Below are 23,170 nucleotides of genomic sequence, written 5' to 3' on the forward strand. Positions count from 1 at the left end.
AAATCTAGAGGCGAATTACGCTTGTATGACGAATCGAAAACCGTTCCATCAGCTAATTGCCCTTTATAATGTACGGATACGGTATTTCCTTTTTCAGCCTTTTTACCACTTCCTTTTTGAATAATTTGGTAACGTAAACCAGAAGCTGTTTCATCAAAACCTACAGCTAGTTTATCTAATTCTGCTCTTGCCGCTTCGCGCTCTGCTGCAATGCGCTTTTCGCGTGAACCTTCAAAAGTTCTAAATGCTTCAATTGCATTAAATTGTTCTGCAGCTGATCCTTCTTTTATAATTTCTATACTGTCTATAGTATCGCCTTGTGCTACAGCATCTACAATATCTTGGCCTTCAATAACTTTACCAAAAACCGTATGTTTATTATCTAACCAATCTGTTGCAATGTGTGTAATGTAAAACTGACTTCCGTTTGTACCAGGACCAGAATTTGCCATCGCCAATACACCAGGACCATCGTGTTTTAAATCAGGATGAAATTCATCATCAAATTTATAACCTGGATTTCCTGTTCCTGTGCCTTGAGGACATCCACCTTGAATCATAAAATCTGGAATCACTCTATGGAATTTTAAGCCATTATAATAAGGAGTGCCTTGTGGCTTTGCTGAATTTTCTAAATTCCCTTCTGCTAATGCCACGAAGTTACCAACTGTTCCTGGAGCTTTTTCGAATTCTAAATTTACTAATATTTCACCTTTTGAAGTGTTGAACTTTGCGTATATACCGTCTTGCATTGTATCTATTTTTGTTTGAAGGTGCAAAGATAAACAATGATTTACGATATACGAATTTAGATTGAAGATTTGAGAATTAGTTTAATAGCGTTAGATTTGTCAAAACTTAAATTTTATGGCATTTTCATTATCTAAACTTTTTGGTTCAAAAGATTCAAAATCACCATCTGGAGATACTATTGAAGCAATTATTACTGATGTTGAAAACCAACCTTTTGGAGTTTCTGACCATAATGTACTTTTTGCTGGTTTAAATGAATTAGGAGGTTATTTCTTTTTTCAAACCGTTATTGTTGGCCAGCTGAATGTAAAGTGTAAAAATGGTGCGCAATTATTTTTTATTGGCGATGATTTTAAACTACAATTAGAAGCCGATATGCCAGAATTTGAATCTGAAAGCTCACCTGTTAAAGGACGATACGTCACAAAGATTGATTTTCAGATTGAAGAAAGTGATGTCAAAAAATTAGAAAGTGCTGCACTTAAAACAATTCAGATTAAGGTTAAGAAACAAGAACTAATATTTGGTAAGTATGTTTCTGATGTTTTGGATGAAGAGGAATGATAATTATAGTACGTTCTCTATGAAAAGTGACACTAACTTTATTGCATATAACGCATGCTTCGCTCGATAAATTTGACACGGATTTCACGGATTTACACAGATTCTATGCAGTTTTGATACTTTTTGTAAAAACGCACTGCATCATATAATTCAATAAACAACGCCTAACAGTCTTGCTATTAATTTTGAATACCTGTATACAAACTTTTTCCCTCTGGGGAAACGTCTGCAAGACAAAGGGGCTTCTTTCTAATTAGCAACCTCACTCATAAACTTAATACGATACAAGCGAAGTTCTTCGTCATCATAATCACCATCAAACTCTTCAATAGCATCGTCTATTTTATCGCTTTCAGATTCCATGAAATAATCGTGAATTTCTTCCTGTTGATCTTCGTCTAAAAGGTCATCAATCCAATAATTGATATTTAATTTTGTTCCGGAGAACACAATCGATTCCATTTCCTTTATAAAAGCTGGCATTTCCATCCCTTTAGAAGAAGCAATATCTGTTAATGGTAATTTTCTATCGACATTCTGAATGATATATAATTTGATTGCTGAGTTCGTTCCTGTAGACTTCACAATCATGTCGTCTGGTCGCATAATGTCGTTTTCCTCAACATAATCTGCAATTAAGCCCACAAAATCTTTACCATATTTCTTCGCCTTACCTTCTCCTACTCCATGCACATTAGATAGTTCATCGATAGTAATCGGATATTTTAAAGCCATATCCTCTAATGAAGGATCTTGAAAAATAACAAATGGCGGCACTCCTAATTTTTTGGCATTACGTTTACGCAGATCTTTCAGCATTTTCATCAAATTCTCATCTGCAACAGCTCCACCTCCTTTTGCATTGGTGATAATATTGTCATTAGAATCTATATCAAATACATGGTCTTCAGCCATCATAAACGATTCTGGTTTACCTATAAAATCTTTACCAGTATTGCTGAGGCGCAAAACTCCATAAGTTTCAATATCTTTCTTTAAATAACGTGCAACGATGACTTGGCGAATTAAAGCCATCCAATATCTTGGATCCTTAGCTTTACCAACACCAAAAAAGTCTTGTAAATCGGTTTTGTGTGAAGAAATAAGCGCATTTGGATTACCTACCATCACTTGTACTAAATCCTTCGCTTTATATTTTTCATTTGTTTTTTCAACAACATCTAATAAAATCTGAACATCGTCTTTGGCTTCCACCTGCTTTTTAGGATAACGCACATTATCGTCCATGTCGCCACCTTCGCCAGTTTCATTATCAAACTCTTCACCAAAATAATGAAGAATAAATTTTCGCCTTGATACCGACGTTTCAGAAAACGCGACCACTTCTTGTAATAAGGCATGCCCAATTTCTTGCTCTGCAACGGGTTTACCTGCCATAAATTTTTCGAGCTTCTCTATGTCTTTATAAGCGTAGTAAGCTAAACAGTGACCTTCACCACCATCACGACCTGCACGACCTGTTTCCTGATAGTAACTTTCAATACTTTTAGGAATATCATGATGAATTACAAAACGTACATCTGGTTTATCGATTCCCATTCCGAAGGCTATCGTAGCCACTACAACATCTGTATCTTCCATAAGAAACATATCTTGATGTTTGACGCGTGTTTTTGCATCGAGACCAGCATGATAAGGAACAGCCTTTACACCATTAACTTGCAGTACTTGCGATAATTCTTCAACTCGTTTTCGGCTTAAACAGTAAATAATACCTGATTTTCCATCATTTTGTTTTACAAAACGCGTAATATCTGAATCTACATTTTTTGTTTTTGGGCGTACTTCGTAATATAAGTTTGGTCTATTAAATGAAGCCTTAAACGTAACTGCTTTTGGCATCCCTAAACTCTTCAAAATATCTTCTTGAACTTTAGGAGTTGCGGTTGCTGTCAATCCTACAATAGGAATGTCGTCACCGATACGTTTTATAATCGTTTTAAGATTTCTGTATTCTGGTCTAAAATCGTGTCCCCATTCACTAATACAGTGTGCCTCATCTACAGCCATAAAAGAAATTTTTACGGTTCTTAGAAAGTCCACATACTCTTCTTTAGTTAAAGATTCTGGAGCAACATAGAGTAATTTGGTTATACCACTGGTAATATCTGCTTTAACTCTTGCCACTTCTGTCTTATTTAAAGACGAATTGAGAACATGTGCCACACCTTCGTGCTCAGACACCGCTCTTATAGCATCTACCTGATTTTTCATCAAAGCAATAAGCGGAGATACTACAATGGCAGTTCCCTCTTTAATTAAAGCTGGTAGTTGGTAACATAACGATTTTCCGCCTCCTGTTGGCATAATAACAAACGTGTTGTTACCTGCTACGACGTTTTTAATAACTTCTTCTTGTAGACCTTTGAATTCTGAAAATCCAAAGTATTTTTTTAGTGAAGCGTGTAAGTCAATTTCTGCAATACTCATTAATCCCTATTGGTATTTTATATACATTTGCAACAAGTTTAAAGATAACAAATTCTTTATATCTAAGAAACTCAATAAATAATAAGTTTTGAACACTAAACAATCTATCTTAAAAACTGCGGCAACAACGATAAAATTAGAAAGTAAAGCTATTGATAATTTATCAGATTTGCTAACCGAAGATTTTGCAGATGCTGTAGAGTTGATATATCAATCTAAAGGCCGTGTTATCATTACAGGCATTGGTAAAAGTGCTATTATTGCCAATAAAATTGTTGCGACGTTAAATTCCACTGGTACACCTTCTGTTTTTATGCATGCTGCGGATGCGATCCATGGTGATTTAGGATTGATGCTAGAAGATGATATTGTAATTTGTATTTCAAAAAGTGGCAACACACCCGAAATTAAAGTCTTAGTCCCACTTATTAAGAATGCGAAGAATAAAATGATAGCCATCACTGGTAACACAGCATCTTTTTTAGGTCAGCAGGCCGATTATATTCTCAATGCCTATGTGGCACAAGAAGCTTGCCCTAATAATTTAGCACCTACCACAAGTACCACAGCACAATTAGTTATGGGAGATGCTTTAGCGGTTTGTTTGTTAGAGTTACGTGGATTTTCTAGCAATGACTTTGCGAAATATCATCCTGGTGGAGCCCTTGGAAAACGACTGTATTTAAGAGTTAACGATTTATCATCGCAAAATCAGAAACCACAAGTCGGACTCGACACCTCATTAAAAGAGGTGATTGTTGAAATTACGGAGAAAATGCTAGGAGTTACTGCTGTTGTTGAAAATGATAAAATTGTAGGTATTATTACTGATGGTGATTTAAGACGTATGCTAAGCAAGAGTGATGTGATTACGAGTTTAAAAGCTAAGGATATTATGAGTGATAATCCAAGACGCATCCAAGAAGAAGCCATGGCTGTTGACGCTAAAGAAATTATGGAAGCGTTTGGCATTTCTCAATTGTTAGTTGAACACAACGGCAACTATGCTGGTGTGGTACATCTGCACGATTTAATAAAAGAAGGCATTATATAATGGCAAAAACTAACATAGATGAGATGTCTTTTTTAGATCATCTCGAAGATTTAAGATGGCATTTAGTTAGAGCAACCGTCAGTATCGGAATTGCTGGCGTTATAGCCTTCATTTTTAAAACATTTATTTTTGAGGTCATCATTTTTGGACCAACGCATATGGATTTTCCCACGTATGCCGGACTTTGTAAAGTCTCGCAATTTCTGGGCATGACAGACACCACGTTTTGTGCTGAAGAATTTCCTTTTATCATTCAGAGTAGAACCTTTGCTGGTCAGTTTTCTGCGCACATTTGGACCTCTATTTATGCCGGTTTTATTGTTTCATTTCCGTATGTACTTTATCAGTTATGGAGCTTTATAAGTCCTGGTTTAAAGGTAAACGAGCGTAAAAACTCTAGAGGATTTATAATTATCGCTTCTATTTTATTCTTTTTAGGAGTGCTTTTTGGCTATTACATTATTACACCATTATCTATTAATTTCTTGGCTAATTATCAAATTAGTGATCAGATTCAAAATGAGTTTGATATTAGTTCCGTGATCGCATTGGTAAGATCTTCGTCTCTAGCCTCTGGCTTTGTATTTGAGTTACCTATAATTATTTACTTTTTAACTAAGGTTGGTCTGGTAACTCCAGAAATTTTAAAGAAATACAGAAAATTTGCCCTTGTTATCGTCTTAATCTTATCCGCAATTATTACACCTCCAGACATTGCAAGTCAGGTTATTGTAGCGATTCCGATATTAATATTGTACCAAGTGAGTATTTATATTTCGAAGATTGTCGTTAGAAATCAAAATCGAAAAACAGCAAGAGAAAACAAAAAACAACACGTTAAGCCCTAATTTATGTCTGATATTGTAGAAGAATTCAATGATTATCGTGCTAAAATGAACGATAAAATATTAGCCGATAATAACAAAATTATAAAGCGTATTTTTAATTTAGATACAAATGCCTTTCAGGAAGGAGTCTTAGATAAAAAGACGAAAGAACTTCTAGGTTTGGTCGCTTCCGCGGTGTTACGTTGCGATGATTGCGTAAAGTACCATTTAGAATCGTCTTACAACGAAGGCTTATCTAAAGAAGAAATAAGCGAGGCTCTTGGCATTGCAACCCTTGTTGGTGGCACTATTGTAATTCCACATTTAAGACGTGCGCACGAGTATTGGGAAGCTTTAGAGCAGCACCACTCTGACTAATAAACCTTTTATAAAAGCGTGTTAAAGCCTATGGAATCTATATGATTTTCTTAATTTTAACGTTCTTAGATATGATATGAAGTTACGAGCAGAACATTTAATGAAGTCCTACAGCGGACGAAAAGTAGTAAAGGATGTCTCACTTGAGGTTAATCAAGGAGAGATTGTGGGTTTATTAGGTCCGAATGGAGCAGGTAAAACCACCTCTTTTTATATGATTGTTGGGATCATTAAACCTAATGGTGGTAGCATTTATTTAGATGACACTAACATTACAAAATACCCAATGTACAAACGTGCTCAAAACGGCATTGGTTATTTGGCACAAGAACCTTCTGTTTTTAGAAAATTAAGCATTGAAGATAATATTTTAAGTGTGCTGCAACTTACCAAGTTGAGTAAGAAAGAGCAACATCTTAAAATGGAATCGCTAATAGAAGAATTTGGTTTAGGCCATATTAGAACCAATAGAGGTGATTTACTTTCTGGTGGTGAGCGCAGACGAACAGAAATTGCGCGAGCTTTAGCAACCGACCCTAATTTTATTCTACTCGATGAGCCTTTTGCAGGAGTTGATCCTGTGGCTGTAGAAGATATTCAACGTATTATAGCCAAACTGACAAAAAAGAACATTGGTATTCTTATTACCGATCATAACGTACAAGAAACTCTAGCGATTACTGATAGAACGTATTTAATGTTTGAAGGTAACATTCTTAAAGCTGGTAAACCTGAAGAATTGGCTAGCGATGAAATGGTACGAAAAGTGTATCTCGGTCAGAATTTTGAATTGCGTAAAAAGAAATTGGAGTTTTAGAGCTCTAATTCCTCCTTGTAGATAACTTAATTCGATTTTATCCTATTTCGTACTAATCATTTTTTTAATTACGACCAATACAAGGTAGACAAAAACAGCCTGTATAAGTACGTTTACAATCCAGTAAATTCCTATCATTACTAAATTATCTGACACATAGAATGGCAGATTAGTATTAATTAAACTCATAGGGAAACTGCAAATTACGAGAAGCACAGATGTCACTGAAGATAAATCCACCTCTGCCAACGATGATAAAATTTCAGTTAAAATAACAATAACTTGACCAACCATCACGAACAAGAAGACCTTGATAAAGTCTTTAAGCTTAAACTTTTTCATTCTATTTACTCATTTTAATTTAAAACTGCAAACCTTAAACGATTTATCAGTTTTTACCGATTACTGCTATTAATCAATTTAAATTCAATAAGTTGTTACAAATAAACGTTTATATTTTGTATTAATTTACGTTTTTCGATGAAAATATCATTTTAAGGGTTTTAACAATTAATAAACAAGCAAATCCAGCTGCTAAACCAGTTAAAAAATCCCTTAAAATCGATGGTATCTGTTCTAAAAAATGATGTAAGAATTCTATATTATGTACAAAAATACCACCTGCTACTAAAAGTAACGCAATGGTTCCGATAACCGATAAACTTTTAATTACCTTAGGTAAGGCTTGCACTAAAAAATTACCGACTAAGAATAAAAATCCTTTTTTACCACGACTTTTTTGAATCAATTTCAGTCCGAAATCATCCATTCTTACAATAAGTGCCACGATACCGTAAACGCCAATGGTAGACACTAAAGCAACAATAGATACTACAATAATTTGTGTCGTTAATAGTTCGTTAACAACAGAACCTAAGGCGATAATCACAATTTCTACAGATAGAATAAAGTCTGTGACTATGGCAGATTTTATTTTAGTTTTTTCTAAATCCAGCAATTGTTCTTCAGAGTAATCTTTTTTTAAATCAATCGTTATCTCTTTTGGATGTGGTACAAAAAATTCATAAATTTTTTCAGCACCTTCATAAGCCAAATACAAACCTCCTAGAACTAAAACTACAATAACTGCCCATGGTAAAAATGCGCTTAACAAAAATGCTAATGGCAAAATAATCAACTTGTTTAAAAATGAACCTTTGGTGATCGCCCACAACACAGGAATTTCGCGAGACGATACAAAACCTGAAGCTTTTTCAGCATTTACAGCCAAATCATCTCCTAAAATACCAGCTGTTTTTTTTGTGGCGATTTTGGTCATTGCGGCCACGTCGTCCATTAAAACTGCGATATCATCTAATAATGCAAAAAATCCTGAGGCCATGACTTAAAATTGAATGGTAAACATAAACAATGTTACTTAATTTGAGCACGAGTTAAAAGTGAAAGTATAATATACAACCCTATAATTATTGGTATTGCTGCAAATTGAAGTACTATTAAACAGACAACGCTAAGCACCAGAAAGATGTAACGTACCGCATTATCCTTGAAACCCCAATTTTTAAATTTTAATGCAAACAATTTGATCTTAGAATTTAATAAATAACAACTTAGTAAGGTGATACCAATTAAGAACCATTTATTTATTATAATAGCATTCATAATATCGCTATTCTGATATTCTAAAATTAGTGGTAAAGATAATATCACTAAAGTATTGGCTGGCACTGGCAAACCTTTAAAGTAGCTTTGCTGATCTTCATCTAAATTAAACTTGGCTAAGCGATAAGCAGAAGCTAATGCTATAAATAAGCCTATTAAAGGTAAAAGTGGCATTTTAAAGGCATCCCATTGCATGCCTGTACTCCAATCATTAGCGTAACTAAAATCTGAGGTGTCCGTCGCTAAGGCAATTAATTTAAACATTATAACACCTGGCACTACTCCACTAGTCAACAAATCTGCTAACGAATCTAATTGAATTCCTAGTGGACTTTGCACATTTAATTTTCGTGCTAAGAGACCATCAAAAAAGTCGAAAAATATACCTAAAAAAACAAAAAACGCAGCGGCAACAAAGTTGCTGTTCACTGCAAAAATTAAAGCGATACAACCCGAAAATAAATTGAGAAGTGTGACTAGATTAGGAATATGTCGTTTTATACTCATTGACTTAGTTTTTGTAAAAATATAAAAGTATTTGAGTCTATTCTTATATTTTCTTCAAATTGCAACAAACCAAAACAATAAGAACCTCTTTTTGCAGTTAAATAGAGTAAAGTTGTTTAAACTTTTCCCTTGGAAATAGGAAGTATAAACCACTTCAGAAAAATAATGTGCATCTTTGTAAAAAAAACTGTTGTTGAAAAGTTACGCTGTAATTCTATTAACATTTATAACGCTTATTTCTTCGGCACAAGCGACTCGAAAGTATTCGAATGAATTTATGAATATTGGCGTCGATGCTGCTGCATTAGGCATGAGTAATGCTGTTGTATCACAAACTGGCGATGTTAATTCTGGTTATTGGAATCCAGCAGGATTAGTGCACGTTGAAGACAACCAGTTAGCCTTAATGCACTCCAGTTATTTTGCAAATATTGCTAACTACAATTACTTGGCTTTTGCCATGCCTTTAGATACCCAAAGTGCCTTAGGTGTTTCTCTTATTCGGTTTGGTGTTGACGATATTTTAGATACCACGCAATTAATAGATGACCAAGGCAATATTAATTACGATAGAATTAGTACGTTTTCTACTGCTGATTATGGTCTTACATTTTCGTACGCGCGCAAATTACCCTTAGATGGTTTAAATTTTGGAATAAATGCTAAAATAATCCGCAGAATTATAGGCGATTTTGCCTCTTCTTGGGGTTTTGGCTTAGATGCAGGCATTCAATTTGAAAGTAAAACAAATTGGAAGTTTGGTATTATGGCAAGAGATATCACCACAACCTATAATGCTTGGTCCATTAATGAAGATCGATTTGAAGCTATTAGAGGTGCTGTTGAAGGAGAAAATCAAGATTTGCCAGAAACTACAGAAATCACCATCCCTAAGTTAGAATTAGGCATGTCTAAAAGATGGCTTTTCCGTTATGATTATTCGTTTTTGGCAGCAGCGAATTTAAATATGCGTTTTGCTCAGAATAATGATATTATTTCAACCTCTTTTGCAAGTATTAATCCTGCTTTAGGGTTCGAATTTGGATATACAGGTTTGGTATTTTTACGCGCTGGAGTTGGTAATTTTCAAAATGAACTTCAGATCGATAATTCTGAACAAGTTTCGTTTCAACCCAACTTTGGAGTTGGTTTTAACTACAAAGGCATTCAAATTGATTACGCTTTTACTGATATTGGAGACCAAAGTGCCGCTTTATATTCAAATGTATTTTCTTTAAAAATTGATTTCGGCTTCTTTAGATAATTATACCTATGAAATTAAGACTATTACTTTTTGTTTTCTTTTTTACAGCATATACAAGTGTTGCGCAACAATTTCAACTTTCACCTGAAGCAGAAGTTTCCGTCATTACCATTGGTCCTGGTACCTTATTGAATGATGCTTTTGGTCATAATGGATTCAGAATAAAAGATAAAAGCAGAGGAATTGATGCCGTTTACGGTTATGGAGCTTATGATTTTAAAGCCCCTAATTTCTATTTAAAATTTGCACAAGGGAAATTAAATTATCTTATCAGTAGGCATAACTTTACTGACTTTTATAACAGTTACAAAAGCAGTAATCGTACCATTAAAGAGCAGGTTTTAAATCTTAGTGCGACTGAGCGTCAGGAAATTTTCAATTATTTAGAAAACAACTACAAACCAGAAAACAGACGCTATTTATATGACTTTTTCTATGACAACTGCGCCACACGAATTAGAGATGTCACCACAAAAACTAAGGATGGCAAAATTATTTTTAATGTACCAGAAGGCTTAGAACCAGAAACGTTTAGAACACTTATTCACGACCATGTGGGCTTAAATACTTGGGGTAGTTTTGGGATTGATATTGCTTTGGGTTCTGTTATAGACAGACAAGCTTCTGTTTATGAACACATGTTTTTACCAGAATATATCCATACCTTTTTTGAAGATGCCACATTTAACGATGGGAATAATTTAGTTAAAACGTCTGCTACACTTTATGAAAAGAAAGCTACAAATTCTTCATCGAATTTTCTTTTTAGCCCTTTAATGGTGATGGGATTAATTGGAGCTATCATTTTATACATCACTTACAAAGATCATAAAAATAATACACGCAGCACATGGTTAGACCTTGCTATATTCAGTATTACAGGACTCATAGGGATTTTTGTTTTGTTACTATGGACTGCAACTGATCATTCTGCTACGGCTCAAAACTACAATTTACTTTGGGCTTTTCCACTTAATATTTTTATGATTGGTCAGTTATTAAGACCTCAAATAAAAAACTGGTTTAAAGGCTATTTGAAGCTGCTCGTGATATTATTAACACTTTTGACTTTACACTGGCTGATTGGAATACAGGTTTTTGCCATTGGCTTAATTCCTTTGCTCTTAGCCTTATTATTACGCTATATATTTTTGGTGAGATTTTTTAATCAGAAATAATTAGGTATCCAACACTTTTACTGACCTCTATAGTAAAGAATTGTACTTAGTGTTTTTATAGTAATGCTAAAGTCTAAAAATATACTTCTGTGCTTAATGTAATACAAATCGTATTGTAACTTGGTAAGACTGTCGTCTACTGAAGAACCATATCGTGTGCTTACTTGTGCCCAACCTGTTAAACCTGGTTTTATGATATGACGTGTTTCATAAAAGGGAATTATTCGAGATAGTTCGTTCACAAAAAACGGACGCTCTGGTCTTGGTCCAATAATACTCATTTCGCCTTTAAGTACATTGTAAAACTGTGGGATTTCGTCTAATCGCGATCGTCTTAAAAACATACCAAATCTCGTTATTCGATTGTCGTTCTTTTTAGCCCATTTTACACCATCTTTTTCAGCATTGACGATCATTGTCCTGAGTTTTATAATTTTAAAACTCTTACTATTTTTACCTATGCGCTCTTGAAAATAGAACAAAGGCCCTCTATTTGCAATAAGATTACCTAATAAAACAAGTGGTAATAATAGCGTTCCTAAAACTAAACCAATTATAGAAAATATAATATCAAAAGCACGCTGAAAAAACATATAAAGCTTGTTTTCATTACTTCGACTAAACGGAAAATATTTGTAAAAATCTTTACCGACGTATTGAATCGGTACTTTTTGAAGTAACTCTTCATAAACCTGAGTATAATCCCTTATTTTAAAACCACGCTCTAATAATAACATTAAATCGCGATAAACTTCTGAGGTTATAGCTTCTGTATTGAAGCTGGCAACTAGAATTTCTGAGATTCTTTCACGATCAATAATTTGCAAAAAATCAGTAGGTTCAAATTCTTTTAAACCTGTAAACTTGATCGCTTCAGGCATTGAACGTTCACTGTTTATAAAACCGATTATTTTATAGTTCGGATCTGACGCATCCAAGGCTTTGACTATACCTTCAATATTAGAAACTTCACCAACTAAAAGGACACGTTTATAAAAACGAGGCGATTCAACTAAATTTATATAAACAAGTCGCCACAAAAAGATTGATACAATAATTGTTAAGTATAGATAGACAATTTGCATCCGCTCTAAAGGTAAAAAGGGAGATAAAACTGGCGTTAATAAATAAAACAAAACTACTATTGAAGCCGTTATTACAATGTTTTGAAAAGTACTGTCTAATCTACTTGCTTTTTGTAAATCGTACAGCTCAAAAATACTTCCAAAAACGGCCACATACGCACCTAACAAAATTAACGCAACACTATTGTCCCAGCTAACAACGATATATTCGAAATCAAAGCAAAGACTTAAGGCATAAACTCCTAGGTACACCATAACCAAGTCTAAAATTCTGAGAAGAATTTTACGTTCAGAAACTTCGAAATGAATACCTTTTTTCGTTGCCATTATTAAATAATAATTGAGGGTAAAGATAATAAGTGTCGTGGATTTTTTAACAATATTTTAGGATAAAAGCTCGACCCATTTTGGCTTTACTGCCTTCCAAGCGAAACTTTCTGCCTTAAGACGTGCGTTGTGCACTAATTTAGTTCTAAGGTCTTCGTTTGATTTTAATTTAATTACAGCATCGACCATTTCATCTACATTTTTAGGCGCTACAAGTATACCATCTTCATTATCTGTAATTAGAAAAGGAAGACCACCTACATTTGTAGAAACTATTGGTAATCCCAGTGCCATCGCCTCTATAACGCTAACAGGTGTATTATCTAAATTGGTGGTGTTGATAAAAATATTGGATTCTTTAGAGAGCGCTAACCAATCTTTTTTTGACAGTTTCCCGGTAAAGTTTACTTTTAACTTCTTTGAGTTTGCTAATATTTGCACCTTCTCTAATGAACCATCCGTATCTGGTCCGATCATAGTGAGTTCGGCTTTATAATTTCGCTGTAATAATTGTTCTAAAACTAAAACGGCGAGCGAAGGATTATATATAGACGAAAAAGATCTTACCCACAATAATTTAATAGCAGTAATACGCCTATTATTAAATTCATAATTTTCAATTTGTATAGAATTTGGAATAAAGATCACGTTTGTATAGCCATATTTTTCAAACACGGTTTTTAAAAAATAAGATGGTGCCACTAGCTCATAGGCATTGTTAAAAATAAGATGGCTTAATTTAGGGCTATGTTTTAATCTGCTTTCAAGATTCCCTCCATGAAGGATATTTATATATTTTATATTTAAAAATCTACATAATTGACTTATTATTAGTGCATAATAAAAATTTATAGTACTATAAGTGTCGATTAGTACCATGTCTGCTTTTATTCTATTTTTTACAACTAACTTTATCATATCTAACAAACGCAAAATTTTATTAGATTTTATGGATGCAACTTTTACCTGATATAACGCACTTAAATGAGAACTTAAAGTTTCAATTACAGTAGTTGTACTTACTTTATTGGATAGCGCGTTTCCTATGTATAGGATATTTTTCATTAGTTACATTTAAAAGAGCTAAAGCGTAGATGAATGCTGGTGCTGCTATACGCATTGATGAATGATTAATTGTCGCAAACCAAAAACATAAGAACGCATAAAAATAATAATTGTTTTTATTTTTTGATCTCAAATCTAATGGCTTTAAAATTAGGATAACTAAAATAATAACACCCAACATTCCGTGCTCAGCCAAAATTCTACTTACTTCATTATGTGATGTGACCCCCTGCCCATCTTGCTCTATACGCTCATCTTTTGCTCTACTCGATCCTATTCCAAAAAATGGATTTGTAATAAATCCTTCAATTTCTTTTTGAAATAATTCACCTCTCCCAGTTGATATATCTTGCTTCTCTCTTCCGAGATGATCTTTATTTGCATATCTCAAATCAATAAAGCCATTGGTTTGATTTGAACTCACAAACCAAGTTATTGATAAGCTTACACAAAAAAGAAAAAATAAAGTCACAATATTATTCTTTTTCTTCCTTGAAACTACAGAGTAATAAATAACTAAAAATGCCAATATCGTAATCATAGCTGTTATGACACCTCCGCGACTAAATGTTACAAATGCTCGAAAACCTATTGCAGAAAAAATAACTACATTTAATATTTTTAAGCCAATTGTAGGTGATTTTGAGAACAGTCTTGCTGCAAAAATAAACATCCCAATTCCCAAAACTGTTGCTACTTGATTTGCACCCCAACCCCCTGATGTTGCCCTATTTGATCCTGTGTTAGACAATACTTCCTTAACACTAGGGTTATAAAAAAAAATATAAACTGTGTGCGATATTATAGGTAAAGCCATATATAACAATAGAGAATGCAATTCTTTAATACTCACTTTTTTATCGTAACAAAATAGAGCGGCTATCCCTAAACAGATAGGACCACTCAATACAAAAGCGATATTTGTTCTAAAATTAGCATCAAAACTTAACGTTGTAGAAGCTACAAAAATTGAAGGTATTAAAAGTAATATATAGATAAAATAAGGGTAACTATTTCCCGATAAGCCTTTATAAAACATTCCTATTAACGAAAAAAGAATTATTAAATACTTTATACCTTCATAAGAAAACGAACCACCTGTCATTCTTAAAAGCACCTCAGCGCCCACAAAATATGAACATGCATATAAAACCTGAATAGTTTTCTTGTTTTTTGGGGCAAGAATTATACGATACAAAAAATATGCAAAAACTATAAAAAAATATATTTTAGAAAGACTTTCGTTAAAAAAAATGAGTATTCCAATGATCACATGTAATACTAAAGCACTTATATATGTAATATTAGTTTTCAATTATTGAGGAAAAATATTGTTAAAAATTCAAGAAATCGATATTAAGATTTCATTTACAAGAAATAAACTAATATTGTTTAAGAAAATATTCTTTTGTAATCATCTAAAGGAAACTTATAATTATAACTTTTAGCAACTAAATAGATTACAAAATGAATAATAAAAATAGGTAATACAGATCCTAAAACCTTCAAAAAAGAATCATACGTTTTATTAGAATAGTTGTCAATGAGAAATGGCACATTATTAGGGTTTAGATAATTCTTTTCAATGCTTTTGTCATAAACTTGTTTTGTTCCATTAAAAAATTTATAACTAATATTTTTACCTTCTCTAAGAAATTTATAAAATTCCATTGTAGATAATGGTTCATCTGTTTCAGAGTAAAATAAAGAACAATAAGACACATCAATCATAATCCACTTATTTAATTCGTTAATAAAAACCTCATTGTAAGAGTGACCACCATAAATTTTATTGAATGGTGCTCTAGTTACTCCCCATTCACGTACCTTAATATCATTAATAACACAAAAATTATTAAAAACCTGCACCATATCACTACACACGCCCCCTTTTCCTGCGAGCATAATTTTCAAAGCTTCTTCTGATGCAACACTTAGACCTTTTCCTCCCTTAATATTATTTATTAGCCAACTGCACAGTTGTTTAACTAAATCAGAATCAGAATTAGGTCTACCATCTTTAAATATTAGAGCATTAATCTTATTAAAATGAAGAGGTATGTCTTGTTTACAATTTACTAAATTATAATAATAATCGTTTATTTCATTTTCGTTAGAATTCTTAGACAATAGTCTAAATCTAGCCAAATACAAGGAAGGATGGCGCTTTAGCGTCCAAAGTATTTTTTTAAAAATCATAAAAGATTATCGCATTTCGACATATATAGGCTAAAAATAGTATTTTTTTTATTTACACCTAATAAATCAGTCTATTCCATGAAAAAAGATTAATTAAAAGTCACTAGCAGATCAATTATTTATAGTATGTATTGATTATAAACAAACCAAATTCTTACCTTCCTATTAATTCATTAATAACTCTTTTATTGTAGTAATTGAAAGTGAATTTTTCGATACTATCTCTTCTAAAATTCAACATTTTCGTATAATCTTCTAAAGATAAATTCAATACAATTTGTAATTTAACATCTATACCCTCAACCGAAATAGTATCTAATAAAAAACCATTTTTGCCATCTTTAACGTAATTAGAAATTCCTGAAACATTGGATACAATCGGCAAGCACCCAAAATTTAAAGCTTCAGCAATGACCTTAGGAAAACCCTCTGAAGCAGAGGGCAAAACAATCACATGAGATTTAATATATATATTATGAACTGCTTCTCTTGATAAAAAGCCATGAAACTGAAAATTTAACTGCGACTCATTTACTTTGGCTTTGTATTTATTTATACTTATCCCATCACCGACAATATGAACATCTCCAACTTTAGACATTTCATTTTTACTTAAATTTTTAAACGCATCTATGAGCAAACCAATTCCCTTCTCTTCTTCAAGCCTGCCTACAAAACAAAAATTGATACCATTGTTACTAATGTTTTTATCTTTAATTATAAGATTTCCTTCTTCTATATCATTTGTACTCAAACAAGGATTTTCAAAGGTTAAACATTGCTTTGGTTGGTCTGTCCACAAACCATTAATGGTAACATATCGTTTTTGATTTTTTAATAGCCACTTTTGAAATCGGTAAGCGAAAGGTGCATTATTCTGATTCCAATTTCCTGCATATTTAAACCAGCCCTTTTTAGAACTAAAAAACATTAAATATGGAATTACATAAACTCCGATACCTGTAGGTGCTCTAAACTGAAAATAATCACTTCGTTTTAATGCTTTCCTTACCACATTGAGCACTTTTGGTGCTTGTGATATAACTGAAAACTTATCAACCAACTTTTGACCTCCTACTGCCTTAATAGGAATAAGTTCTATACGTTCTGAAACATAAGGCAAAGCATTCGCAGGAGCGCCTATTGTGTGTAGCATTGCTACATGATAAATTTTATCGAAAATACTTAAAAGATGGTTTAATTCCGTTACAGTAGAACCCAAACCAACAATGGCTCCGTTAGGCAACTTATAATGTTCTGTATGTGAAATTATGGTTAGTGTTTGCATTGGTTACTTAGCAATTATCTTAAGGGATATTAAAAGGCGTTTTCAAATTTATGTCTTATTATTTTAACATTTCGGCTTTAATTTTTGAGGCCAACTTACTTGTAAAAAGCTCAGAACCTTTTTTATTCATGTGCCTTGCGTTATAAAAATAATCTTTATTATGACAGATGTCATCATTTGTAAAATCGAAAAATTTAAAATTAAAAGTTTCGGCAAAATTGATATACGTCTGTTTTACCGCCTCTTCATTCTTTATAAATTCCTGGCCTTTAATATAAACAGGTGCATAAACTAAGACGACTTGAATACCATCAGCTTTACAGGCTTTAAGGTAGTTATCAAATCTTTGTTCGAGGTCTTTATCAATACTCACATTATAGCTTTTCATCCTTTTTTTAGCCGTATCAAAATCTTTATTCCATGTTCTGTCTTGCCCTTGATAACCTCTCACTCTATTCTTTTTACTATTCTGAGACTGAAAACTCATTTTAAATGCAGTTGAAATTGCTGCTGTTTTACTATAATACCTTAATAGCGGAAGCTTATAATCTAGGAAGCTATAAGACGTATAATTTGAAGTGAATTTTTTAAAATCGGCATTCCAAAGCATATAGGGTAAAATCTGTTCTGAATTAAAGAAATTTCCCTTTTGTAAAGTTGTAGCATCGACAGAATGAATCACCATTTTAGGTTTTTTATTATATTTTAATGCCAACTGATGTCGCAATTGCTGCATATTAAAAGTATGTCCATCAACTCCTAAATTGAAAGCTGATAATTTCAAGCTATCTTGTAAAATTTGAGGGTCAAAATGCACCCAAGCCCTAGAACTTCCATGAATTAAAATTTCAGCATCTAAGTTACCTTCTAAAATATCATTCCAAATAGGATATTCTTGATGAGCAAATGTATTTGATTTTCTTAGATTAGTCGATAAATAAATATCAAGGCCATAAGCCAATACTATGATTGGAATTGTAAAAATTATTATTTTATAAAAGAACCTCTTCATTAAAATTGAAAGTAAATAAACTCTTGATTAGAACCTGCAAAAACAAAAATTAAAATCACGATAAGATAATAAAGAAACCATTTTAGTATGTTGTGTTTATAAAACATAGATTCAATTGCATATTTATCTTGTCTTCCAAACCATTCAATAATTAAGAAAAACACAACTAATACGGCTGTTGGTAGCGCTAAAGTACCATTTTCAAAGTATGGCATGGAAAAAAGTGACTTTGAAAAAATTTTCGACGTATAACTGAACGCATGTTCTATGGTTTCTGCTCTAAAAAAAATCCAAGCAAATACGGTTAATATAAATGTACCACTCATTAATGTAAACTCTTTAAAACTCGGCAAATATTTACCTTTTGCTATTATTTCTATATGATTTCGATTATTTTTAGTTAGTAATATAGGTAAAAAGTAAAGCGCATTTAATAGTCCCCAAATAATAAATGTCCAGTTGGCCCCATGCCAAAAGCCACTGACAATAAAAATGATAAAAACATTTCTAATAGTTTTTAATATTCTACCTCTACTTCCACCTAATGGAATATAGAGATAATCTCTAAACCACGTTGATAATGAGATATGCCAGCGTCGCCAAAACTCAGCAATATCTCTTGAAAAATAAGGAAACGCAAAGTTCTGCTTTAAATTAAATCCGAACAATCGCGAAGCACCTATAGCAATATCTGAATACCCAGAAAAATCACCATAAATTTGAAACGTAAAAAAAACAGCACCTAAAACCAACGTACTTCCGTTTAAATCGGCGGAATTATCAAAAATATAATTGGCGTATTTAGCACAATTATCTGCAATCACTACTTTTTTAAATAAACCCCAAAGTATCTGTTTTAGACCATCAATTGCGTCTGAATATTTAAATCGTCTACGCTTATAAAACTGAGGCAGTAAATTAGTGGCTCTCTCTATAGGGCCTGCAACAAGCTGAGGAAAGAAACTTACAAAAGCGGAAAACGCAACAAAATCTTTGGTTGGCTCTAACTTGCGTTTATACACATCAATAGTATAACTAAGCGTCTGAAAGGTGTAAAAACTAATACCTACTGGTAAAATGACATGAAGTGAATTAAGATTAATAACTTGTCCTAAAAATGAAAAAGCTGACACAAAATTCTCTAAGAAGAAATTGTAATATTTAAAAAAACCAAGAAACCCCAGATTCACCAAAATACTTATCCATAATAACAAACGTCTTTTTAGAATTATGGTTTCATGTGCTAATGCTCTACCAACCGCATAATCTACAAGTGTACTAAAAAGTATTAGAGATAAAAAACGCCAATCCCACCATCCATAAAAGATATAGCTTGACACCGCCAACAATGCATTTTGAAGCTTTAAACATTTATTGGTTACAAACCAATACAGCACAAAAACGATTGGCAGGAAAACAGCAAAATCTAATGAGTTAAAAAACATTAATTATAAGTACTTAATAATTATTTTACAATAATTCTTGATAGCGTTTGATAACATGAGACCAATCGTGAGTGTTTGCCCATGTCTTAGCTTCCGTTTTAAATTTGGATGCATTTTTAAGAATTTCAGTAACACCATCACTAAATTCTTTAGTATTATTCGCGTCGATTAAAATTCCAGATTTACCATCATTAATAGCATCTTCAATACCACAACCTGTTGCACCTATTGCAGCAACTCCCATAGCATTAGCTTCTAAAATAGCAATTCCGAAACCTTCAACATCACCAGTTACACTTTCTGTGCTAAGCATCACAAAAACATCTGTAGCCTCAAGCGATTGCTTTAGTTTAATATCATCTACACTTCCATGAAATGTAACATGAGCAGCAACTTTTAAGGATGCGGCAACTTTTGTGAATGCATTAGCTTCTGTAGTAATACCAATACAATGATAGTGTAATTCTGGAAACCGATTTATCAATTCTGGTAATTGTTTAATGACATTTAATTGTCCTTTTCTAGCACTCACACGACCTACGGTTGTTAAAACCGGATAACCTTTGAGTTTTATTTTTTCTTTTGGATGCTGCCATTTTGAAATTGTAATTCCGTTAGGAATCACAACAACAGTTCTATTTAAGTGAATGATTAGGCTCTTTGTGTAGTTCGAAACAGCAACTATAGCATTAAAACGTTTCAATGAAAAATCAATAGACTTTCGTATTAAAGTAGATTTAAAATTAACTTCGGTTCCATGTACAACAGCAATTGTTTTTGTCTTAAAAAAGAAACTACAAAAAGCTACATTCCATAATGAAAATTTCCCTGTTGCTAAGCAATGTGTTGCGTTCTTAGCATATTTAAACGTGTATATAATTCGTTTTAAATACATTATAAACCGAAAATTATACAATTTAATACGCTGAACAGAAAACGGTAAAGCTGCGTCAAAAACGCTTTCTTCACCTCCTGTTTTAGAACGTTGGTCTGCTATAACTCTCACGTTATGGCCTTGATTGGATAAGTGCACAGCCAAATGATAGGCATGGTTCCCAATACCACCAGGTTGTGGCGGAAATTCAGAAGTCACTATTAATATATTTGGCTTTAATATATTCATACCAATGGCTCAATTAAAGCTCCTTGTTTTAATTTTTTACTAGCTAACTTCCATGATTTCCAAACCTGAAATACTACAATTGGTAAAATTAAAATAGTCACGATTAATCCGATGAGCAATAAGGGTTTGTTTTTTTTGAATTGATATGGAAATATCGATATTGGCACTGTTCTCAGTAATACTAATCTTGAAGCTGTATTCCCATAATATTTTCTAAAATAATACAAGACGCTAGGGATTGGTCTTGGTGCAAAAAAATTAGATGGTCTAAAGGCATCCCAACTTCCCATTTCTCTTAAACCACCAGTTCCTGCCTTTACGTCTACACAAGATGCTAGCGGATTTGAAACACTTTTTAAACCTTCTAAATAGAGCCGCATTCCAAATTCGCCGTCTCCCATACGTTGTTTTTCAAACTGTCTATCAAATAAACCAACCTGCTTAAAAACGGTTTTACAAAGCATCGCGTTTCCTGTTGCAAACTGCGAAGCTATGGCAAAAAAGGAGCGCGATTTTGGTATGTGCTGACCTTCTGGATAAAAGACACCAGCAGAAACTTTAGCGTCAAAAAAATCGAGACACTTTAAATGCATCCGAATCCAATCGGGTTGAATTCTAACATCATCTTCTGATAAGGCAATATATTCACCTTTACTTGCTTTAATGGCTGTATTTCTTGCTAACCACAAGGCTTTTTCCTTTTGATTAATGATTTGAAAATTAAGTTTATAATCGTCGTAAAAGGCTTTATTAAAGTCATCTGACTGATCTACGATAATCACTTCAAAATTAGAATAATCTTGTGCTTCTAAATCTTGTAAAACGTCTTTCAAGTATTCATATCTGTTTAATGTAGGAATAATGACACTAACAAGAGCTTCTTCATTAACTAATTGAGATTGAAAAGATTCCCAATCTTTATAAAAAACAGAATACTTACTTTCTTTTAGCTGATTCACTTTTCTGGTTCTCAGCCAAGCTTTTACTTCTTTAAATGGATTATGAAATGATAGTAAGCGCAACAAAAACACAAAAAACACCCATGCTGAATGAAAATTTTTACTAATAAAACGATAGTCGTCTTTTAGCGGTAATTTTGAAAAACTATAATATGTTTCCGCATTACCAATATATCCTAACTGAATCGCTTGCCAAGACATATCGTAATATTTTGCCTCTTCTGAAACATAGCTATGATCTGGTTTTAACTGATCTATTATATGGGCTGGTAAAGCCTCTACCTTAGGATATATAGATTGACTCGTTTTAGTAAAGCGCTGAAAATAATGGGTTGGTTGTAAATATTTTAAGAAACTGAACAGCATTAAATTGATTTTGGGAGCGAACTATTTTGTGCCAAACCTTTTAGATAATCTGGGTAAGGTAATTCTTGTGGTAATAAAAGTAAGTGGCACTTCCCTCTAGTCGCTATTGCTTTTCCTGAGGTTATTACTTCTTGTGCTTTTAAATACCAAGCTTTATAATTGTTCTTGATGCACCAATCAACCATCTCATCTCCAGCTGCTTCCATCCCTAGACCTTCAACCTTATGCATTTCTATAAAAAAGGTACACCTTGTTTCCTTTGCTAATTTTGAGGCAGATTTCATTACTAATGTTTCTGCACCTTCAACATCAATTTTAACTAAATCTGGCTTTATTTGATAGAAATCGTATAAATAATCTAAAGTCACCATTTTCACTTCCATAAATGAATTCATAGCAGAAGCTGTTTCGGCATGCGATGCGTGCATGCTGCCTGCTGCACCAGAACCGACAGTATAAAATTTTACCGTATCATCTAATTTGTCACCAACGAAAGCCGACATATATTGTACTCTACTCCCCATACCATTATTTATAATATTCATTGCTGCGTGTTGCAATGCCAAGGGATTAGGGTCTACTAGCAAAATCTGTTTTTTAGGATCCTGTATTAATGCCAATAAAGCTGTATAACCAATATTACAGCCTATATCATAAATAGTACTATGGTGTTTTGTTAGATAAAACCACCATGTATCATCTTGATCTACTTTTGTTCGTACTACACCAGGTAAAACACTTAATGGAACACCACACAAGTTTACCTTAACGAAATTTGTCTGTTTAGGTTTAATAGCATAGTAAATCTTTTTTATTGTATTCTCGAAATTCATTAGTCAGCTGGATTTGATATAAAATAAAACTGCAAGTTAAATATAAAGATTA

The 23,170-nt window shown here is 32.9% G+C and carries 21 protein-coding genes; 7 read left to right on the forward strand and 14 right to left on the reverse strand.

Annotated features, from left to right (window positions below; translation table 11 throughout):
- Positions 1-752 (reverse strand): peptidylprolyl isomerase (locus AB8B52_RS01645; protein WP_406024590.1); only part of this gene is annotated, 752 nt, incomplete at its 3' end.
- 115 nt (positions 753-867) lie between these two features.
- Between AB8B52_RS01645 and AB8B52_RS01650 the strand changes: the two genes are divergently transcribed.
- Positions 868-1,317 carry a hypothetical protein gene (locus AB8B52_RS01650; protein WP_406024592.1) on the forward strand — a complete coding sequence of 150 codons (450 nt, stop codon included), beginning with the start codon at positions 868-870 and terminating at the stop codon, positions 1,315-1,317.
- A gap of 249 nt (positions 1,318-1,566) precedes the next feature.
- Here AB8B52_RS01650 and AB8B52_RS01655 read toward each other — a convergent pair whose 3' ends face one another.
- Entirely contained in the window at positions 1,567-3,768 is a 2,202-nt protein-coding gene (locus AB8B52_RS01655; protein WP_406024594.1) for a RecQ family ATP-dependent DNA helicase, read from the reverse strand.
- Between the two features lie 88 nt (positions 3,769-3,856).
- Between AB8B52_RS01655 and AB8B52_RS01660 the strand changes: the two genes are divergently transcribed.
- The 4 genes from AB8B52_RS01660 to lptB all read left to right on the forward strand — a co-directional run bounded on the left by AB8B52_RS01660 (position 3,857) and on the right by lptB (position 6,844).
- Positions 3,857-4,822, forward strand: coding sequence for an SIS domain-containing protein (locus AB8B52_RS01660; protein WP_406024596.1), 966 nt, complete (start codon positions 3,857-3,859; stop codon positions 4,820-4,822).
- The gene (tatC, locus tag AB8B52_RS01665) at positions 4,822-5,670 is read left to right on the forward strand and encodes a twin-arginine translocase subunit TatC (RefSeq protein ID WP_406024598.1); all 849 of its coding nucleotides are present in this window, start codon (positions 4,822-4,824) and stop codon (positions 5,668-5,670) included. Before AB8B52_RS01660 ends, tatC begins: the two co-directional genes overlap by 1 nt.
- A gap of 3 nt (positions 5,671-5,673) precedes the next feature.
- Positions 5,674-6,027 (forward strand): carboxymuconolactone decarboxylase family protein, encoded by a 354-nt coding sequence (locus AB8B52_RS01670; RefSeq protein ID WP_406024600.1) that lies wholly within the window; start codon positions 5,674-5,676, stop codon positions 6,025-6,027.
- Between the two features lie 76 nt (positions 6,028-6,103).
- On the forward strand, positions 6,104-6,844 hold the full coding sequence (gene lptB, locus AB8B52_RS01675) for an LPS export ABC transporter ATP-binding protein (RefSeq protein ID WP_406024601.1): 741 nt from the start codon (positions 6,104-6,106) through the stop codon (positions 6,842-6,844).
- A 463-nt stretch (positions 6,845-7,307) separates the two neighbouring features.
- On the opposite strand, the gene AB8B52_RS01680 is transcribed toward lptB, so the two are convergent.
- Positions 7,308-8,186, reverse strand: coding sequence for a DUF808 domain-containing protein (locus AB8B52_RS01680; protein ID WP_406024603.1), 879 nt, complete (start codon positions 8,184-8,186; stop codon positions 7,308-7,310).
- Positions 8,187-8,218: 32 nt separating this feature from the next.
- Complete coding sequence (locus AB8B52_RS01685) at positions 8,219-8,974, reverse strand: CDP-alcohol phosphatidyltransferase family protein (RefSeq protein ID WP_406024605.1); 756 nt, start codon at positions 8,972-8,974, stop codon at positions 8,219-8,221.
- A 193-nt stretch (positions 8,975-9,167) separates the two neighbouring features.
- On the opposite strand from AB8B52_RS01685, the gene AB8B52_RS01690 reads away from it, so the two are divergent.
- On the forward strand, positions 9,168-10,238 hold the full coding sequence (locus tag AB8B52_RS01690) for a PorV/PorQ family protein (protein WP_406024607.1): 1,071 nt from the start codon (positions 9,168-9,170) through the stop codon (positions 10,236-10,238).
- 8 nt (positions 10,239-10,246) lie between these two features.
- Entirely contained in the window at positions 10,247-11,416 is a 1,170-nt protein-coding gene (locus AB8B52_RS01695; protein WP_406024610.1) for a DUF4105 domain-containing protein, read from the forward strand.
- A 17-nt stretch (positions 11,417-11,433) separates the two neighbouring features.
- Here AB8B52_RS01695 and AB8B52_RS01700 read toward each other — a convergent pair whose 3' ends face one another.
- The 10 genes from AB8B52_RS01700 to AB8B52_RS01745 all read right to left on the reverse strand — a co-directional run bounded on the left by AB8B52_RS01700 (position 11,434) and on the right by AB8B52_RS01745 (position 23,118).
- Entirely contained in the window at positions 11,434-12,828 is a 1,395-nt protein-coding gene (locus AB8B52_RS01700; protein ID WP_406024612.1) for an exopolysaccharide biosynthesis polyprenyl glycosylphosphotransferase, read from the reverse strand.
- A 57-nt stretch (positions 12,829-12,885) separates the two neighbouring features.
- Entirely contained in the window at positions 12,886-13,893 is a 1,008-nt protein-coding gene (locus tag AB8B52_RS01705; RefSeq protein WP_406024614.1) for a glycosyltransferase family 4 protein, read from the reverse strand.
- On the reverse strand, positions 13,853-15,208 hold the full coding sequence (locus AB8B52_RS01710) for an O-antigen ligase family protein (RefSeq protein WP_406024616.1): 1,356 nt from the start codon (positions 15,206-15,208) through the stop codon (positions 13,853-13,855). Before AB8B52_RS01710 ends, AB8B52_RS01705 begins: the two co-directional genes overlap by 41 nt.
- Positions 15,209-15,285: 77 nt before the next feature.
- Positions 15,286-16,092 carry a transglutaminase domain-containing protein gene (locus AB8B52_RS01715; protein ID WP_406024618.1) on the reverse strand — a complete coding sequence of 269 codons (807 nt, stop codon included), beginning with the start codon at positions 16,090-16,092 and terminating at the stop codon, positions 15,286-15,288.
- Between the two features lie 154 nt (positions 16,093-16,246).
- Positions 16,247-17,380, reverse strand: a complete 1,134-nt coding sequence (locus AB8B52_RS01720; RefSeq protein ID WP_406024620.1) for a glycosyltransferase family 4 protein — start codon at positions 17,378-17,380, stop codon at positions 16,247-16,249.
- A gap of 58 nt (positions 17,381-17,438) precedes the next feature.
- Complete coding sequence (locus tag AB8B52_RS01725; protein WP_406024622.1) at positions 17,439-18,392, reverse strand: hypothetical protein; 954 nt, start codon at positions 18,390-18,392, stop codon at positions 17,439-17,441.
- A complete protein-coding gene (locus AB8B52_RS01730) occupies positions 18,392-19,837 on the reverse strand; it encodes an MBOAT family O-acyltransferase (protein WP_406024624.1) in 1,446 nt (481 codons plus the stop codon). The genes AB8B52_RS01725 and AB8B52_RS01730 overlap by 1 nt, the downstream gene beginning before the upstream one ends.
- A 25-nt stretch (positions 19,838-19,862) precedes the next feature.
- Positions 19,863-20,960, reverse strand: a complete 1,098-nt coding sequence (locus AB8B52_RS01735; RefSeq protein WP_406024626.1) for a glycosyltransferase family 4 protein — start codon at positions 20,958-20,960, stop codon at positions 19,863-19,865.
- The gene (locus AB8B52_RS01740; protein ID WP_406024628.1) at positions 20,957-22,285 is read right to left on the reverse strand and encodes a glycosyltransferase family 2 protein; all 1,329 of its coding nucleotides are present in this window, start codon (positions 22,283-22,285) and stop codon (positions 20,957-20,959) included. The genes AB8B52_RS01735 and AB8B52_RS01740 overlap by 4 nt, the downstream gene beginning before the upstream one ends.
- Positions 22,285-23,118, reverse strand: a complete 834-nt coding sequence (locus AB8B52_RS01745) for an FkbM family methyltransferase (protein WP_406024630.1) — start codon at positions 23,116-23,118, stop codon at positions 22,285-22,287. The genes AB8B52_RS01740 and AB8B52_RS01745 overlap by 1 nt, the downstream gene beginning before the upstream one ends.
- Between the last annotated feature and the right edge of the window lie 52 nt (positions 23,119-23,170).

It is taken from the genome of Winogradskyella sp. (assembly GCF_045105575.1).
Classification (GTDB): domain Bacteria; phylum Bacteroidota; class Bacteroidia; order Flavobacteriales; family Flavobacteriaceae; genus Winogradskyella.